Here is a 16,338-nt window from a genome sequence, read left to right on the forward strand (position 1 = left end):
CCTATCGTTCCTTCAGTGGCATTTCGACATACGTCGTTGTTTGTTGTTGGTCTCGCTCCATCCAAGCAGAAAAGCCCAGCTTTAATCCTGTTTCGGCTTGAGTGGACAATTTGACTTTGGGTAAATAACTGCCTTTGACTCGCATCTTGATGGCAAACTTAATATCTACTCCCATGAACTGTTTCACCATGGCAGAGATGGCATCAGGCAGCTGTTTATCGCTTCGAATTGCGATGTATTCCTGGTAGTCGGCTGGTTTAATTTTGACTTCAAGCTTATGACCAGCCATGGCAACTGTACTGCCTACTATGGCATCATGGCCTAACTGACGATTTCTCCCCGAAGCACCGATCTGCGTCAACGCAGGCTGGTAAAGCGGCTGATACTCGACTGGGGCATAGTCAACATCAAAGTCATAATCAAAATAATCGGTTAGTAATGTTTTCAGCGCTTCGGGATGGGTTAACTTCATCCCGAACAAACAGGTATATTGAATCAGATGCTGTTTCGGCAACGCGCTCTCGGCATGGGGCGCACCAAAATAGTTAGCCAACATTTCAGTAATAGAATGGTCTAGATCATTCCAAGCAAATGTCTCTTCTTCTAATTGTGCTGCAATGTCATTCTTGAGTTCCGCCTGACTCAATAAGCGGTAATAGCGGTTATTGAATCCATTGAAAAAATCGAGTGCTGCTTCACTCCCCTCATCAAACCATGCGGACAGAACATCGCGATACATCAAACGCGGCATCACACCTTGACTACCTGTTAAAGCGGGTAGATTGACCGTGATAGACCATTTTTCCGCAAAATCACGCTCCGTTTCGGTTATCTGCGACGGGTAATAGGCTGGTAAGGTGGCACTTTTAAACTGCACCTTGGGACGCGTTCCTTGCCACTGCGCCTTATGCTTTATAAGCTGCCAAGCGCGATGTAGGTCAGCATGATATCCATCTTCCGCCAATCGGTTTATAGCAAGGTTTTGCATCCCGACCTCCTTGGAAAAGACAAATACACACCTTCTTGGCCCTCAATCACCACATCTAACTGAGTGAAGCTATTAAAACCGGCAAAGTAGGCAAAGAATCGATCCAGTAAGTGACTAAAGAGCACGACGCCCCCCACTAACTCACTGGTGTTTAACGTCACGACGATTCGCGTCCCGTATGCAAAACAACTCTTACGCTGAACTCGAATAGGCGCGACGACTTGCTCTTGCTCAATGAGGCTGATCGCCGCTATATACGCTTCATTTTTTGATGCGTCGTTGTGGTTATAGAGCTTGAATAGCGCTTGCAATGTCTCTGCAGGATTTTCGGCCCCTAGGATGGTGTGATAATTAAAATGCAAATGCGCCAACAGCGCCCAACTGTTTCGTTGAATATCGCGATTGTAAGCGGGCATACTTGGACGACGCAGCAGCATTGGTGTACCGGGAATGGTAATCGTCTCGCGGCATACCACACTGCTCGTCGAAGATAGCTGCGCCGCTAATCGGCCGTTAGAACACAATGCATTGACTTGCCAGATTCGTGGCGATGAGTCTGGGCTGCTGTTATCTAAATCGGCAACGTTGAGCGCACTGCTAAGCACGCCACTTTCTCGATGAAACTGCTGTAATTGCCAGCGTAGTCCTGTTTGCGAAGGTGTGTACTTATCGCCATATACTGCAGGAACACTCACTTCACCCGCATCGGTAACATCAGTGACATGATTGATCGCAAACAGCTCGTATCTTTCATCATCTCCGGCATCCATCACGATAGGGTATCTATTCTGCAAAAAATCGATCTGCATCGGCTCAGATACCGCTTGCTGCAAATTAATAACGGGGGTGCAGTAAAGCGCGAAGTTTGACAGTGCTAAACCTCTGACTAATTCAACACTCATGTCATCGAGATAGATTTCAACCGTAAAACGATCACTATCCAACTTCGCCGCAATCGCCGATAAATCGATTCGAAAAGCGTGGAAGCGCTCTGAAAAGACAAAGAACTCTGTTAAGAGTTTGAAGCCACCAAAGCTGGTGGCTGGATAAGGTAATACCGATTGTTCAGGCTCGAACCCAATCGGTGTCAAGGCGTCAGCACCTAGCACATAACGCTGCCCACTAGGCGTCGTCATTGCTATTTGGTTAATACCATGAAATAGAAGGTCATAGAGTCGAAGAATCAGATTCACATCACCCCGTAGCTGCACATCCAATGAGGTGATATCCAAATCACGCATCACAATGCCTTCATCTTTTGCGACAACATCCAACTCAATTAACGCCTTCGCATTTTCCGCACCACGGGGTTTCTCAATTTCAAACGGCGCGAGAGAGACATCCAAGCTCTCAAACTCAAAGGGATAGATAGCTAATTCTGAGGTTGTCCGAAACACGGCTTGTGTTTCGCCCTCTTTAACATCAAATTCCGTCAGTGCTGGGATGTGATGGCGCGCATTAGCATCATCATCTAACTCTACCTTCAACATTGAAAACGCCGGAACAGGGCGCAGAAAGTGCGGGTAAAGTAAACGGATTAAGTCTTCAGTCAGTGCTGGAAAATTATCGTCCAAGCGCTTTTGCAAGCGCCCATTAAGAAATGCCACACTTTCAATTAACCGAGCTATTTGAGGATCATCGACGCTTTCACGATGCAACCCAAGCGCACTTGCAGCACCGGGATGTCGCTCTGAAAAAGCCTCAGCCTCTTCGCGAATAAAGCGAAGCTCCTGCTCAAAATATGAAAGTAATGACTCAGACAAGATTTGTTTTCCTTACATCTAACTTGCTAGTGCTAAAGTCCAAAAACGAATCGACAACGATCACCTCGCTACCGAAATCAGAATGCATGACTGCAGAGATACGAAACTCAAGTTGGTTGTTATGAACACTCTCTTCGTTTGCTTCTAACTGAACATCGGTAAGCCGATTCTCATACTTTAGAATCAGTGCTTTCACTTCTTGCAACACCACGTCACTGTTTACTTTGCTTTGCGAACGTGCGGTGTTTTGCATGCCCAGCACCGCAATGGTATTCCCCAGTTGCATCGCGCCAATATCTTGCGTCCAAATAGGCGCTCGACTGGATATCAATGATGAAATGTTATCGACAATGGCCTCTCGTACATCGTCACCATCACCATGCCAATTTTCGTTGAGTTTTCTGATTAAGCTCATGCGCCCTCCCCGACTTCTCTTGACGAGACGTTCGTAGACAAAATGATTTGCGCATCTAAGATTTCATACTGATATTGAGGTTGGAGCTTGATTTCACAGAGGTATCGGGTGACATCTCGAGGGTCTTCGACCAAGTTAACTTCATAAGATTTTAACGGGTAACGCGCCATAATAACGTCATCCCCGTAATCAACATCGCTAGTGTATCTTTGTAGCCAACGCTCCAAACTCCGTTGGCAATCCTGAGCACTATCGTAACGACCAATCTGATCACGAATTTGCGCTTTAATGTAATGACCAAAACGGCAAGCCATCAGATTGGTTTGCAACATACCAAGTAAGCGACTTGCTTCATCCGGTGCCTGCCAAACAGATTGGTTACTAAAAAAACCCTGATGACCACTTAGATAGAGGCTGGTCAGTACGGTGAAACCTTTCTCGGACCAGAATCCATCCATCTCGCTAAAAATATCCACACGCGTTGGCACAAACTGATCGGCTGTTGGTGACAGAATCGCACCGTAAGAGCCTCGCTCGTCGTATGCACGCAAAAATCCAAACCAACTAATACGATCAAACTCTTTCAGTACACTTTCTGCCATCAAATAGGCAGGGTTTCCCCAAAGTACACTCTCTGATCGCATAGGTTGATTAAAAACGAAACCTGCCGAACAGTGCTGCCAAGGTTGACGAAGCCTGACTTCAGGCATGACCAAGTGCAGGAAGCGCGTCGCTATATTGCCACGCAGTAATTGCCAAGATTGGTAGTCCACACTACTCAATATCCTAGAAACTCGCGCACTGTCATGAAGTTGCCTAGCGGGATCATCACCAAAGAAATCGTGATTCACACCCATCACGACTGGGCAAAGTGCTCGCTCTCCAAGCTCCGCAACTAACTGAAGGCTATAAAGGTCATCAAAATCACTGTCATCTTGCATGTCTGCATGCACTTTATGGTCAACAAGCAGTAGGCCAAAGGGTTGGCCACCCGCTGTATCCAGCTCTTGTGAATACACTTTTCGGTATAGGTTGCTCTTGGTGAGGTCAAATGAAAGATTGAGATCACTCGCGACGTCTTGCCAACTTGCGTCTAGTAGCTTTACCTTCGCACGACGTTGGTTAATGGGTAGCATCACTAAGCGCTGTAAGCTGAGCCAACTGGCTTCTAGCTGTTTAAACTCTTCTGCATTAATCACTGCGGAAAGCTGACGACTCATTAGGCCATCTAACTCAGCAATCAGCTTTCCTAGCAGTTGCTTAAACCGAGAAACATCCTGCTGACGAGCGACATCAAGCAACCGTTGCCAATTCGCAATGTTGGTGATGGCGTGTTGTCGTTCTGCTACATCAGTCAGCATAGTGAGATACTCAGTTAAAACAGGAGAAAAAAGCGGAGCGAACTCCGCTTTAAGGCATTGATAATTAGCCCGGAATGTTTGCCACCATGCGCAATGAGGTGGTCAACTCTTCCATTTGTAGCCAAGGTTGCAAATAAGCAACCGCAGAATAAGAGCCCGGTTTACCCGCTTGCTCTTCAACGGTGACTTTCGCTTCAACCAATGGATGACGTGCTTTCGCTTCATTACCAATCGCATTTGGGTTCACATATTGGTGAATCCATGTATTCATGTCTTTTTCGACATCACCTGGATCCAGCGCTGAACCAATCCAATCACGGCCCATCACTTTCAAGTATTGCGCGATACGACTACTTGCCATCGTATATGGCAGACGAGCTGAAATAGCAGCATTTGCTGTCGCATCTGGGTCTGTGTAGGTTTTGGGTTTGTGGGTCGTTTGAGCACCCATGAAGACAGCGTAATTGCTGTTTTTGTAGTGGACTAATGGCAAGAAACCAAGATCACTGAGCTCTTTTTCACGTTCATCCGTCAAGTTAACTTCTGATGGACACTGTTGAATCAGATCACCAGCTTCATTCTTGAAGGTATAGTTAGGTAGGTTCTCGACTTTACCGCCATTTTCAGTACCACGGATCGCGGTGCACCAACCAAACTGCGTATAGGCATTGGTCAACAACAAGCCATACTCATAAGCCGCATTGCTCCATACGAAGTCATTGTCGGAGGTTGGGAAAGAAGACCCGTCAGCGCGAGTGGCCAGCTCTTCGAAGGCAAACTCTTTCACTGGAACAGTTTGAGCGCCATAAGGTAAACGCGCCAAGGTTTTTGGCAATGTGAGTGCGACATAGCGAGAGTCATCACTGGCTCGGAAAGCGTTCCAACTTGCATACGCTGGTGAGTCAAAGCCGGCCGCAACTGGCTTTCCTTCATTAAAGATTTGGAAAGAGTCAAAGTCGAACATACTTGAGTTCGCCGCAGCAATAAACGGCGAATGAGACGCGGCAGCCACTTCACCCATGTATCTCAGTAACGCGACGTCTTCATCGCCATATCCGAACTCATAATCGCCAATCAAAGCACCGTAAGGCTGGCCGCCCGCAGTACCAAACTCTTCTTGATAGACCATGGTAAAAAATCGGCTACGGTCAATCGCTGGGGCATCTTCAAATTGCTCCAACAATTCGTCTTTGGTGTAGTCGGCCAGTTTGATCTTAAGATCAGGGCCTAACTCGCTGTTCTTGACCAGCTTCTGCAAACCTAACCAAGTTCCCTCAAGCTTTTGAAAGTCTTGATTTTTCATTACCGCAGAGAGCTGTGAAGAGATCTTCTCGTCTAACGCACTGATCGCTTTCTCTATGGTTAAAGTCAGGTTTTTATCCCAAGTAACCGTCCCGTCCAACGCTTGTGCCGTCAAATTACTGAGCAGTTCTTTGGTCGTATCTGCGGGTGTCTGCGTTGTCGCTGAAATAGCGCGGTCTAGGACACTCAATTGTTGTTCTTCTGCTGCCCCGCCTTGTGGGCTGGCTTGTTGTTCTTCAGCCATTACTCTTCTCCTTCCTTGCCAACACCGAGTTCCTCAGCAAGACCTTGGATAGCGTCAGTGCTCTGCAGAACTTCTTTCAACAAGCGCTCCAGATCACGTGAACGGTCCGCTTTGCTCAGCAGATCACGCAGTTGGTTACGTGTATCAACCAGCTTTTGCAACGGGTCGATCTGCGACACTAAGCTCTCTGGGTGGAAATCTTTCATCGTTTTGAAATCAAGGCTAACTTCAAATTGACTATCTTCCTCAGTCAGAACATTGTCTACTTTGTAGTTAAGGCGAGGATGAATCTGTCCCATCACGGTATCGAAATTGTCTTTATCGACACCAGTGAACTCTCGCTCTTCCAAATCAACCTTTTCGTCTTCTGGTTTGTGGCCAGAGAAGTCGCCAATTACGCCAACCACGAAAGGCAATTCCTTCGTTTCCACAGCGCCGTTTGTTTCTACGTCATAAGTAATACTGACTCGGTTTTTACTTACACGTTTATGTTGTGAATTTAATGCCATAGTCCAAATCCAGTTTTAGATACGTGTGAATGACCGCGCTGCGTTAATCTAGAGAGAACGTCACGCGATGCGGCGTAAAGCAAGATTACTTCGCGCCTGACAACAACTTGCCTTGCGGAATGTTGTAAGTGACGATACCGCCATCTTTCATTTCGCCATCTTCGAGCTCGTAGTTGTGTTTTTGTGAAATCTCAACGTAAGCCAAAGAGACCGTTTCTGTTGGTTGAACACCATCAGTACCGGTGACGTTATAGGACACTAAGCGCGAGTTACTCAGTTTAATTTGGAAGTAAACAATCGCCCCTTGACCCGCAGACTCTGGTTTTGTGAAGGCAATTTCGACTGTTTTACCCTCTTTACCCGGGTTAAACAGGAACGAAAGTAAGTCTTCAGACGCCCCATCGACTTGTTTAGTAATCGTGATTTCGTTTACCGACACCATGCCTGAGTCAGCGTTGTTCGCATTACCGATATCCATGGCAACGTTACGATTGCCACCCCAGCTGTATGATGCAAGAGCAAACCAACCGCTGCCCTCTAAGCCTGTAATCGTCGCGCCACCTTTTACATCAACGCCATCGATACGCATGAAAATACTTGCCATAATGATCCCTACTTTTGGTTTATCTGATTAAACTCTTACCAACGTAAGCTGGTAGAGCCTGACGACTTACTTTCCACTTTCTTTTGTTCAACTGTTTCAGTGACTGATACAGCCGGTGCTGCTGGCGGCTCTGATAACTGCACTCCGCTTGCGGCAGACTCTGTCTTCGCCTGAGACGGTGTAGGCATCGGTGCCAACCCACCTTCAGGAATATCCACGGGCTCGTAGCTATCTAGGCCAGCGTTATTAAACATTTGCGCTGAACCTTGACGCTCAAGCATCAATTCATTCAATAGATCAGGCAGTGGCATGTAACCCCAACGTATTGCTTTCTCAAGCAAAAATGAGACAGGGCTGTGAGGCTCACTCAATCTAAAGTATTCCGCTATCTCTCTTAACTGACGAAATGCACTGTCTCGATTCATGCTGTTTATTAGTGCCGTGTCACTCAATCCATTCGTCGTTTGGGCCATCATGCTTGCCTGTAAATTGGCTTGAGGGGTCGCCTCCGCCGCACTGAATTGCTGGTCTTCTGTTTCAGAAACGTCTTCTTCGCGGGATTCCGACATTGGTGTCGATTTTGGGGTGGGTTTAATCCCCGTTAGATGATGAATCGCATTGATCAACTTGTGGACAATCGAAGTGACGAAAGCAAAACTAGCCGCTGGTACGCCGCGATCGGCACACTGTTTTTTCACCTCTCCTGCCATCTCCTCCAAGGCTTCATTCATCGCTGTCAAATTATCCACTTTGGTCTGGACGGTCGAACGTTGTTGGTTTAGCAACTGTGAAGCGTCTTGCCGTAACTGAGGTAGCTCTCCTTTGCGTTCAGCACTTTGGTAATCAAAAAAAGTGACTTCACCAATCAATGGTGTAAGGAGAAATGGGGCATAAACAATGCTGCTGTCTTCGCTATCACCAACGATCTGGAAGAAGGCTTTTACTTTGAATTCGGTTAGCGCTTGCTGCTTTTCGTCCTCTGAATCGGCCTTAATTTTGTTATCAGGCGCGACGGGTTGAAGCGAGTTCCAATGCTCGGAAACTAAGCTAGACAACCACTTTGTAGTCACGCATGCACTTTGAATTGAAGGATCGAGAATAATCTGCGCAGCGAGGTACCAACCTATCAGTTCAATGTCTCTCGTCTTTTCAGAAAAGGCAGAGAACAAAGATGAGGACAACTGCTCCCAGTTATTGACATTCTCATCTAATAAATCTTCTAATTCGGATTGATCGGGGTTTTGTAGTAATTTTCGCAATGAGGTCTGTGCCACATTAAATTCATTTCGGAGTGGACGAAACTGCGCTCTGTCCCCTTTTAAATAGATACCACAAAAATTCTCCTCGGAAATCGGAGATGCGAGTAAATTTAATTTATCTTCCGTTAAGCGCATTTTAATCCTTCGCCTGTCAACTCAACTTCCTTGCTATACTTTCTTGATGAAAACCAAAGAAAGCGAATAACCTACGACCTTATCTAGGAAAGCAGTTCATTAAACCCCTAGGGTTGAACGCTTGCTATCATATTGAGCCTAGCTCGATCACGCAGTGGATTACATCCTCAAAAACGCTATAAGATCGACACCCAAATTTACACCGCACTATCATTTATAGAACAAATTCTGCCTAAATGGTTAAATTTGTAAACAATTATTTGCATTCTGATAAGTAGGCAAAAGCAAAGTACAAACAGCAAATTCGACTACTTTTAACGACAATACCATCAATAAATGTGGCATCAATGACCCAATCACACTCTCAAATCTGACTACCTTGCGCTAACACACCGCCCCTTAAAAACGTTTTTATAACAAAACGATAGGTATACATTAACACCAAATATAAAAGCAATTTTGCAAACAATGTGAAAACAATGTGAAAGGCTTTTTTTAAAGCGTTTTTCGCTGCGAAAATAAAATAGTATGAATGTGAGGCAGCAAAAATAGGATGGTGTTTATCCTCCACAAATAAAAACCCGACTATTCATGAGGAAAACAAACTCTTTGAGAGCAAGATCTCAAAATCCATAAAGTGAATATAGATTGTTATTTGTATCTACTAGTTTAAATAGTTGAATGTTATTAAGTTAAAAACTCAGCTCAACTTAATAAGACAACTATCAATCACTCTATGACGAGTGTCATTAAATTGACGAAAAGAGACAAAAACAATAATGCCGTATATGTGGTGTTTGCCCGTTCAGTTTTTGTGACCCATTTTTTAAGAAAAGTCATCTCAAAAGGAATCGATAGATGAATGCAATTGAAGCCATACAGCTGTTACAAACTAACCCGCTGACATTCCTACGACGAAACTCTTTTACTGCGTTTGCGGCTCCGACAACAGCGGGGGCGGTACATCAATTCTTCATGGTTGATAGAAACACGGATATTGAACGTCCTGGGCAGATTCTCGGCAACTTGAACACGCATACTGGGCAAAAGTTTCAGGCACGTGCTAATAACAACCTAGGCGGTGGCACAGGTTTTAACGCTGCTCACATTCCAGTTCAACCAAGTAATATTGCAATAAACCCAATTGCACTGCCTTTGCATGGTGCGGGCATCATGTTGACTACACAGCTCACTGGTTGCTGCATGGTGGTCGTGCCACAAGGCAACACCTTTGGCGTAGCACACTTGCAACCGACGGGTGAAACTGGCTTACAACTCTGCCAAAGGCTGAGAACCGCAGGTATGCGTGTGTTTGGTCAATCCGACTACCAAGGCTCGCGCGGTATCTTTGTCGGCGCGAGAATCAATGGGACATGGGGGTTCTACACGCAACTCCAAGACGCCAATTTCAATGTAAAGAGTGCCAATCGATTCTAACAAGACACTCTGTGCGTTGTGCTTACAGATCAAAAAAGGGGCTATCCACTAGCCCCTTTCCGATAAGTTGGTCAGCGATAAACCTACTCAGCAATACCGCCTTGGGTCAACTTTGTAGGGTCCAACAGGGTTAAAAGCGTTTCACGGTCTAAATCTGTTTCTTCTTCAGCCACATCGATAATAGCTCGCGCCTCTTTATAGGCTTTCTTCGCTATCTCTGCTGCTTTCAGATAACCAATCACAGGGTTTAGCGCCGTCACCAAGATGGGGTTTTTTGCCAAGGCAACCTGTAAATTATCTTCACGAACCACAAAACTCGCGATCGCTTTATCTGCAAGTAGCTGCGAAGCACTAGCAAGACACTCTATACTTTGAATGATGTTCAGCGCAATGACGGGTAACATCACGTTCAACTGGAAATTCCCCGATTGCCCCGCAACGGTAATCGTAGCGTCATTGCCAATCACCTGAGCTGAAACCATTGCAACTGCTTCAGGAATAACCGGATTCACTTTACCTGGCATAATTGAAGAGCCCGGTTGCAGAGCCTCTAGTTCAATCTCCCCTAACCCAGCCAGTGGCCCAGAATTCATCCAACGTAGATCGTTGGCAATTTTTAAGTTTGCCACCGCCAACGTTTTCAACTGACCGGACAACGCGACAATGGCGTCTTGGCTGCTCAAGTTATAAAAAAAGTTATCACTGGCCGAAAAAGTAATGTTAGTTGCTGCCGATATTTGCGCAGCAAACGCGACAGCGAAATCTGGGTGGGCATTAATACCACTTCCAACTGCAGTACCACCTTGGGCTAGCGCTTGTACATTAGCCAAGGCGCTTTTAATCCCTGACTTAGCTTGCGCGATCTGATAACGCCAGCCACCGAGCTCTTGCGCTAAGGTGATTGGCATGGCATCCATTAAATGTGTACGACCAGTTTTAACCACCTCAGCCACGGAGTTTGCTTTGTCATCCAATACTCGCGTCAAGTGTGATAATGCTGGGAGAAGCCCACCATGCACAGCAAGGGCACTGCTCACCTGAATGGCTGTTGGAATAACATCATTACTACTTTGCCCCATATTGACGTGATCATTCGGATTCACTGGCTCACCCAACTTTTGGCTCGCAAGCGTCGCAATGACTTCGTTCATATTCATATTAGAACTTGTTCCAGACCCGGTCTGGAACACATCAATCGGGAACGCATCGGCGTGCTGGCCATCAATCACTTCCTGACAGCTTTCCGCGATCGCCTTCGCCATACCCTCATCCAACAAACCAAGACCGGCGTTTGCTTTCGCCGCAGCTTGCTTCACATAAGCAAGCGCTTTGATAAACGTCGCTGGCATCACTAAGCCACTAATTGGAAAGTTATCTATTGCTCGTTGGGTCTGAGCTTGGTACAAGGCATTTTCAGGTACGTGTACATCACCCATGCTATCTTTTTCTACGCGGTAAGCGGTCATTTCCAGTCCTTAAAAGTTTATGGAATATTGAACATTTCTTAGTTCTTGTTCTAGTATTAAAAACCGTCGATAGCCTGCATCACTTACACTGTAGTGACGCTTCAGCGCGAGCAATGGGCCATAAATGTTATCTAAACAGACACGACGGAATATTCGGCTGTTATCCTCGTCATCAATGGCACTCAGTAAGCGATAAAAAACCCGTCGCAAAAACAGCTCTTCTAGTAGTCGATTAGGGTGGGCCGCACGTTTGTTATACAGCGAGGCCAAATCTAAACCACTTTGAATGTAGTCAAAAATCACATCAGGCTCAAAACCCGGAAGTGATGGCTCTGCAGTAAAACGATCTTCGGCGGTATAGAAGGTGCGATAAAGTGCGGTCGAGTCTTGCATTAACATAATTGGCTCACTAACGACTTGGTAATGGTAATTATTATCATTACCAACAAAGAATAACAAGCCTTCTGAGCATCGAATTGTCAACCTTTGAACAAGGTCCGCCCATCTATCGTAAGCTGTTGTTTTAAAAAACGTAATACCCACTTTAATAGTGCGTCTTTATGTGAGAAGTGGGTGGTATACGCCACGTAACAAAACTGGCAGGAAAATGAGAATAGAGCGTTCTCAATGAGGCTAAGTCATACATTGATATACAACTTAGCCTACGTTATCTATAAGAGGAACGCTATTGAGCTTGCAGCTCTTCTACACGGTAGACGTGATTGCCACTCGCTTCGCCACCACTTTTGCCGTAGTTACTGATAACTTGGAACTTAAACAATCGCGTATCGCCATTGGTGGTATCTTTAATTAAATAGGTCGTAAAGGTCGGCCACATCTTATGTCCTCCATCAACAGCATATTGAAGTGGGCCATAATTGCCCGGCTGACTTAAAATACCTGCTGATTTATCAGCGAGGTAATGGGCAACCTGTCTAGCTTCCTTAGGATTCGTCACGTCATCCAAGGCAACTTGCAATTGGCCCACGCCAGCTTTTCCTGTACTTGCTGCACCATTATTGACTTGAATAATGTAATCACGGAGCAAGTGTTTGATACTAATGTCCCAACCTTCTGATTCCGTTACAACTTTATTAGTATCTATGTCAAAAAATACACGACTTGTGGTGAAATCGAGTATCGGAGAATCGACTGCCGCAGCAAATTGCTGACTTGTATCATCCCAGAGTGAAGTACTCACAACGACATGTCGCCGAGGGTTTGCCCCCGTGACCACATCGACGGTTTTTACCGAAAACTTCGCATATGTCTTTCCATTCGAGAGTCTTAATAGCCATCCATTCCCTGGCTTCGCGTTATAGGTAGGCGCACCTTGCGAATAATCCGCCTCTAGCCATTCAAGCATCGTAATACGGGGATCAATACCCTCACCGATATATTCATCATCTTTACAAGCGTCGGCGGTCACTTTATTGAAGTTGTCAACCGTATTATCGAAGGTTAGCTTTTTAAACTCCTCTGCCACTGGTTTACCATCAACAAACAGTTGGTCGTAACTATGTGCGATGCAGCCTAGTACTTTGTCATTGGTTACGAAGCCAATAAATTTCTTATAGGCGACATCCCAAGAGTTGTCTATCACTGCGGTTTTGGATGCTAAATCGACTCGTGTCGACTCTCCCTCAGAAGCATCAATTTCAATGGTATCAAAACGCCCTTCTGGCGGCGCGACAGGTGTCGTTGGCGTATCGTTGGATGAACTACCACAACCGACGAGCAACACGCCCGCGATCGCGAGTGGCAACGTCTTCTTCACTTGATGGAATGCCATTTTCATTTCCTTTGTTGTTCCTTAACCAAGGGCGTACTGAAAGTACGCCAGTTTATTCAGTACTGATAAGTAAACCCGGCATAGATAAATCGCCCCTTTGCAGGTCGAAAATCACTACCTGTTGCAGGTGTGTCACGCACAACGTGCGTTAAGTTATCGACACCACCAAATAACTTGATGTTATCTGTCACCCAGGTGTTGACTTTAAAATCGAACAGCGTGAACGCCTCTGACTTAATCTTATTGTCACCGTCTGCGTACGACTCACTCTCGTAGCGCCCAAAAAGGGTGAACGTCGTGCGCCAGTCAGGCAGGGTGTAGTTCAGCTTTAGTTTGACTTGATGTTCAGGCCTTCTTGAAAGTGTTTTACCTGTTGAACGGTCCACTGCTTCTAAATAGCCATAACTGATATTCGACGTGAAGTTATCGCTAACATTGAGCGCTAAGGACGAATCGAAACCCTGAGTTCGCGCTTTCGCCTTGTTTGTATAGCGAAAAACATCTAACGCCAAACGCTCCGAAAGCAGAGCATCGCGATCAGTGGTAATGAGATTTTCTAAACGGTTTTGAAAGAAGTTGACGTCGATACGTACTTTCTCAGACAAAGACATATCAAAGCCCAGTTGATAACTGGTCGAGCTTTCTGGTTGTAGATCCGGTCGTCCTAGAATCATGTAACCAATCGCACTGTGATCAAAGACGAAATAGCGTTCTTTCAACGTCGGGACTTTGTAACCTTTACCGACACCTGCCCTCACTTTGAAGTCATAACCCGCTAAAACCTCAGGCTGATACATCAAGTTAAACTTTGGCGTAAAGTGGCTACCAAAGTCGGAGTCGCGTTGATAACGAAACCCAGGCAAGATCTCGAGTTCATCGGTCAAGAGAATCGCATCTTGAAGGTAAAACTCGATGTTATCTCTTTCAACCTTCTCTTTATCGAGCTCCGATTTACCATTGATACGTTGCTGTAGCGAGGCTTCATAAGCCACCGTGCCGATCGTCAAGAGATGGTTGTCGAGGACATCAATATCGAGTTGCGCATCGGCTTTGTTTGACTGAATTTTTGCACTTCTCGGGTCCTCAATCTCGGCAGTTGATTTTATATCCTTATTGGTGTCGTCTTCGAATGACTCATGGATGTAGTAACCAGTAAAATAGCCCCACTCAGCAACAGGACCGGTATAATGCAAACTGACATTCGCCCGAGTAGCGACCTCTTCTTTCACTCGGTATAGATGACCAACGCCGGGCGAGAACTCTTCATAATCCTTTGATATGTCCTCACGATACCAACTCGGAATCAGCTTGATTCGCCCTCCATTATCAAACTCGTACCCTGCGACCAAAGAGAGATTTGTTTTTGTTCCCTCGTCACATTCAAACACATAGGTACTAGGATCGAGATCAGAGCCCCCTTTCACTCGGTGGTCAGCCGAGAATTGAAAATAGCCTTGACCGACTTTCTGATGCGCGAAGACGTTGTAACTACTGTCGTTTACCAGCGCATCACTCACATCATGATCACCGTAGGTGCCACCATCGATTGTCAATCGTAAATCTCGCTCTTGCTTAGGTGGCTTAGTGATCACATTCACTACGCCCCCCATCGCTTCGCTGCCGTACAAAGCAGAAACGGCTCCCTTAACGATTTCAATTTGCTTGATGTTCGACACACCTATCTGTGTCACATCCACTTTGGACCCTGTTGACGCACTGACGGGCATCCCATCCACTAACACCAAAACTCGGTTTCCATCGATACCTTGAATATGTATCTCTGAGCCACTTTTGCCGTGGATTGGCACCAAATTCAGCCCAGGTACGTTTTTCAGCGCTTCTTCCAAATCGCGCGCATGCATGTTCGCGATCTGCTCTTGGGTCACAACCTCTGTTCTTACTGGCACATCAAGCAGGCTCCGCTCGGTCCGAGTGCCTGTAATCACAACCACTTCATCACTGGACGGGTTCGCAACGACAACAGCAGAAGACGTCGCTATTGCACTGAAAAACATGAACTTTATTGAACTTGAAAGAAATGAGCGCGTTACCATAAATCCATTTAAACGAGGTTAATCATCCATTAAATGGAATGATAATGATATTAATTATCATTGGCAATACCCATTGGTTCTCAATTCGAAGAATTTGGTTCATATTGTCTCTACTATCACTACATTGCTTCACATAGACAGAACGAATAACTTTATCCCAGCGCAAAATAACGCCATTAAGTCACTAAGAATCAAACAGTTTGGGCTACCTCGTTTTCCTGTTTATAATGAACCAAAACACACACTAGTATGAATATGACCCAGCCACTCTCTTTCGAACAGCTCATTCAGAGCCGCCGCTCCGTGCGCAAGTATGATCAAGAAACGCCTTTTGACCATGACGCAGTAACGCGTTCTCTCAAGTTAGCGCTACTTTCTCCCAATAGTTCCAACATGCAGCTATGGGCTTTTCATCGCGTAAAAAGCCATGATACCCGTGAAAAACTCGCCGACTATTGTATGGGACAGAATGCCGCCAAAACGGCCAATGAGCTGATTGTCATCACCACAACACCCGAAAAATGGCGTGCTAGAGCAGAGCAAAATGCACAGAAGGTAAGAGAGGCCTTTAAAGACCGAAACGATGCCACTGCTCGAAATGCGCAGAACTATTATGAAAAGTTAATTCCCTTTCTCTATCGAAATGATCCACTAGGGCTGATGGGGCTGGCCAGAAAAATGATCAGTTTTTCACTCGGTTTTAAGCGCCCGATGGTGAGGGAAGTCAGCAAGAGTGACTTACGGGTATGTCTACACAAAAGTGCTTCACTCGCGGCCATGACATTTATGACAGCGATGAGAAATGAAGGCTACGATACGTGCCCGATGGAAGGCTTTGATTCCAAACGCGTCAGGGCGTTGCTCGATATCCCCAAGCAGCATGATATCTGTATGATTATCTCGTGTGGCAAACGTATCGAGGAAGGCATTTATGGCGAAAGACACCGCGTTGACGCCAACTCGGTCATTTTCGAACATTAATAGGTTAAGCGAGAGTCACTGCTCTCGC

General features: G+C 45.8%; 14 protein-coding genes. 2 read left to right on the plus strand and 12 right to left on the minus strand.

The window, feature by feature from the left end:
- Position 1 precedes the first annotated feature (1 nt).
- The 8 genes from TSUB_RS09365 to TSUB_RS09400 all read right to left on the minus strand — a co-directional run bounded on the left by TSUB_RS09365 (position 2) and on the right by TSUB_RS09400 (position 8,580).
- Positions 2–988: a type VI secretion system baseplate subunit TssG gene (locus TSUB_RS09365; RefSeq protein ID WP_087024150.1), complete on the minus strand. Its 987-nt coding sequence runs from the start codon at positions 986–988 to the stop codon at positions 2–4.
- Positions 970–2,751: a type VI secretion system baseplate subunit TssF gene (tssF, locus tag TSUB_RS09370; protein WP_087024148.1), complete on the minus strand. Its 1,782-nt coding sequence runs from the start codon at positions 2,749–2,751 to the stop codon at positions 970–972. Before tssF ends, TSUB_RS09365 begins: the two co-directional genes overlap by 19 nt.
- Positions 2,744–3,166, minus strand: coding sequence for a GPW/gp25 family protein (locus TSUB_RS09375; RefSeq protein WP_087024146.1), 423 nt, complete (start codon positions 3,164–3,166; stop codon positions 2,744–2,746). The genes tssF and TSUB_RS09375 overlap by 8 nt, the downstream gene beginning before the upstream one ends.
- Positions 3,163–4,527, minus strand: coding sequence for a type VI secretion system contractile sheath domain-containing protein (locus TSUB_RS09380; RefSeq protein WP_087024144.1), 1,365 nt, complete (start codon positions 4,525–4,527; stop codon positions 3,163–3,165). The genes TSUB_RS09375 and TSUB_RS09380 overlap by 4 nt, the downstream gene beginning before the upstream one ends.
- A gap of 64 nt (positions 4,528–4,591) precedes the next feature.
- A complete protein-coding gene (gene tssC, locus TSUB_RS09385; protein WP_087024142.1) occupies positions 4,592–6,073 on the minus strand; it encodes a type VI secretion system contractile sheath large subunit in 1,482 nt (493 codons plus the stop codon).
- The gene (tssB, locus tag TSUB_RS09390) at positions 6,073–6,582 is read right to left on the minus strand and encodes a type VI secretion system contractile sheath small subunit (RefSeq protein WP_087024140.1); all 510 of its coding nucleotides are present in this window, start codon (positions 6,580–6,582) and stop codon (positions 6,073–6,075) included. The genes tssC and tssB overlap by 1 nt, the downstream gene beginning before the upstream one ends.
- An 85-nt stretch (positions 6,583–6,667) precedes the next feature.
- Positions 6,668–7,186, minus strand: coding sequence for an Hcp family type VI secretion system effector (locus tag TSUB_RS09395; protein ID WP_087024139.1), 519 nt, complete (start codon positions 7,184–7,186; stop codon positions 6,668–6,670).
- A gap of 35 nt (positions 7,187–7,221) precedes the next feature.
- Positions 7,222–8,580 (minus strand): type VI secretion system protein TssA, encoded by a 1,359-nt coding sequence (locus tag TSUB_RS09400; RefSeq protein WP_087024137.1) that lies wholly within the window; start codon positions 8,578–8,580, stop codon positions 7,222–7,224.
- Between the two features lie 858 nt (positions 8,581–9,438).
- Between TSUB_RS09400 and TSUB_RS09405 the strand changes: the two genes are divergently transcribed.
- Entirely contained in the window at positions 9,439–10,017 is a 579-nt protein-coding gene (locus TSUB_RS09405; RefSeq protein ID WP_087018332.1) for a hypothetical protein, read from the plus strand.
- An 83-nt stretch (positions 10,018–10,100) separates the two neighbouring features.
- Here TSUB_RS09405 and TSUB_RS09410 read toward each other — a convergent pair whose 3' ends face one another.
- The 4 genes from TSUB_RS09410 to TSUB_RS09425 form a co-directional block, all read right to left on the minus strand.
- Positions 10,101–11,483: a class II fumarate hydratase gene (locus TSUB_RS09410; RefSeq protein ID WP_087018334.1), complete on the minus strand. Its 1,383-nt coding sequence runs from the start codon at positions 11,481–11,483 to the stop codon at positions 10,101–10,103.
- 9 nt (positions 11,484–11,492) lie between these two features.
- A complete protein-coding gene (locus TSUB_RS09415; RefSeq protein ID WP_343231771.1) occupies positions 11,493–11,882 on the minus strand; it encodes a hypothetical protein in 390 nt (129 codons plus the stop codon).
- A 286-nt stretch (positions 11,883–12,168) separates the two neighbouring features.
- Positions 12,169–13,275: an HmuY family protein gene (locus TSUB_RS09420; RefSeq protein WP_087018336.1), complete on the minus strand. Its 1,107-nt coding sequence runs from the start codon at positions 13,273–13,275 to the stop codon at positions 12,169–12,171.
- A 56-nt stretch (positions 13,276–13,331) separates the two neighbouring features.
- Entirely contained in the window at positions 13,332–15,290 is a 1,959-nt protein-coding gene (locus TSUB_RS09425) for a TonB-dependent receptor plug domain-containing protein (RefSeq protein ID WP_159064840.1), read from the minus strand.
- A gap of 294 nt (positions 15,291–15,584) precedes the next feature.
- Between TSUB_RS09425 and TSUB_RS09430 the strand changes: the two genes are divergently transcribed.
- Entirely contained in the window at positions 15,585–16,310 is a 726-nt protein-coding gene (locus TSUB_RS09430) for a nitroreductase family protein (protein ID WP_087025746.1), read from the plus strand.
- Positions 16,311–16,338: the final 28 nt, after the last annotated feature.

The organism is Thaumasiovibrio subtropicus, from assembly GCF_019703835.1.
GTDB classification, from domain to species: domain Bacteria; phylum Pseudomonadota; class Gammaproteobacteria; order Enterobacterales; family Vibrionaceae; genus Thaumasiovibrio; species Thaumasiovibrio subtropicus.

Coding starts and splice junctions, on each gene's coding strand:
- TSUB_RS09365 (WP_087024150.1), bottom strand. CDS start 988: ATGCAAAACCTTGCTATAAACCGATTGGCGGAAGATGGATATCATGCT.
- TSUB_RS09375 (WP_087024146.1), bottom strand. CDS start 3,166: ATGAGCTTAATCAGAAAACTCAACGAAAATTGGCATGGTGATGGTGAC.
- TSUB_RS09380 (WP_087024144.1), bottom strand. CDS start 4,527: ATGCTGACTGATGTAGCAGAACGACAACACGCCATCACCAACATTGCG.
- tssC (WP_087024142.1), bottom strand. CDS start 6,073: ATGGCTGAAGAACAACAAGCCAGCCCACAAGGCGGGGCAGCAGAAGAA.
- tssB (WP_087024140.1), bottom strand. CDS start 6,582: ATGGCATTAAATTCACAACATAAACGTGTAAGTAAAAACCGAGTCAGT.
- TSUB_RS09395 (WP_087024139.1), bottom strand. CDS start 7,186: ATGGCAAGTATTTTCATGCGTATCGATGGCGTTGATGTAAAAGGTGGC.
- TSUB_RS09400 (WP_087024137.1), bottom strand. CDS start 8,580: ATGCGCTTAACGGAAGATAAATTAAATTTACTCGCATCTCCGATTTCC.
- TSUB_RS09405 (WP_087018332.1), top strand. CDS start 9,439: ATGAATGCAATTGAAGCCATACAGCTGTTACAAACTAACCCGCTGACA.
- TSUB_RS09410 (WP_087018334.1), bottom strand. CDS start 11,483: ATGACCGCTTACCGCGTAGAAAAAGATAGCATGGGTGATGTACACGTA.
- TSUB_RS09415 (WP_343231771.1), bottom strand. CDS start 11,882: ATGTTAATGCAAGACTCGACCGCACTTTATCGCACCTTCTATACCGCC.
- TSUB_RS09420 (WP_087018336.1), bottom strand. CDS start 13,275: ATGGCATTCCATCAAGTGAAGAAGACGTTGCCACTCGCGATCGCGGGC.
- TSUB_RS09425 (WP_159064840.1), bottom strand. CDS start 15,290: ATGTTTTTCAGTGCAATAGCGACGTCTTCTGCTGTTGTCGTTGCGAAC.
- TSUB_RS09430 (WP_087025746.1), top strand. CDS start 15,585: ATGACCCAGCCACTCTCTTTCGAACAGCTCATTCAGAGCCGCCGCTCC.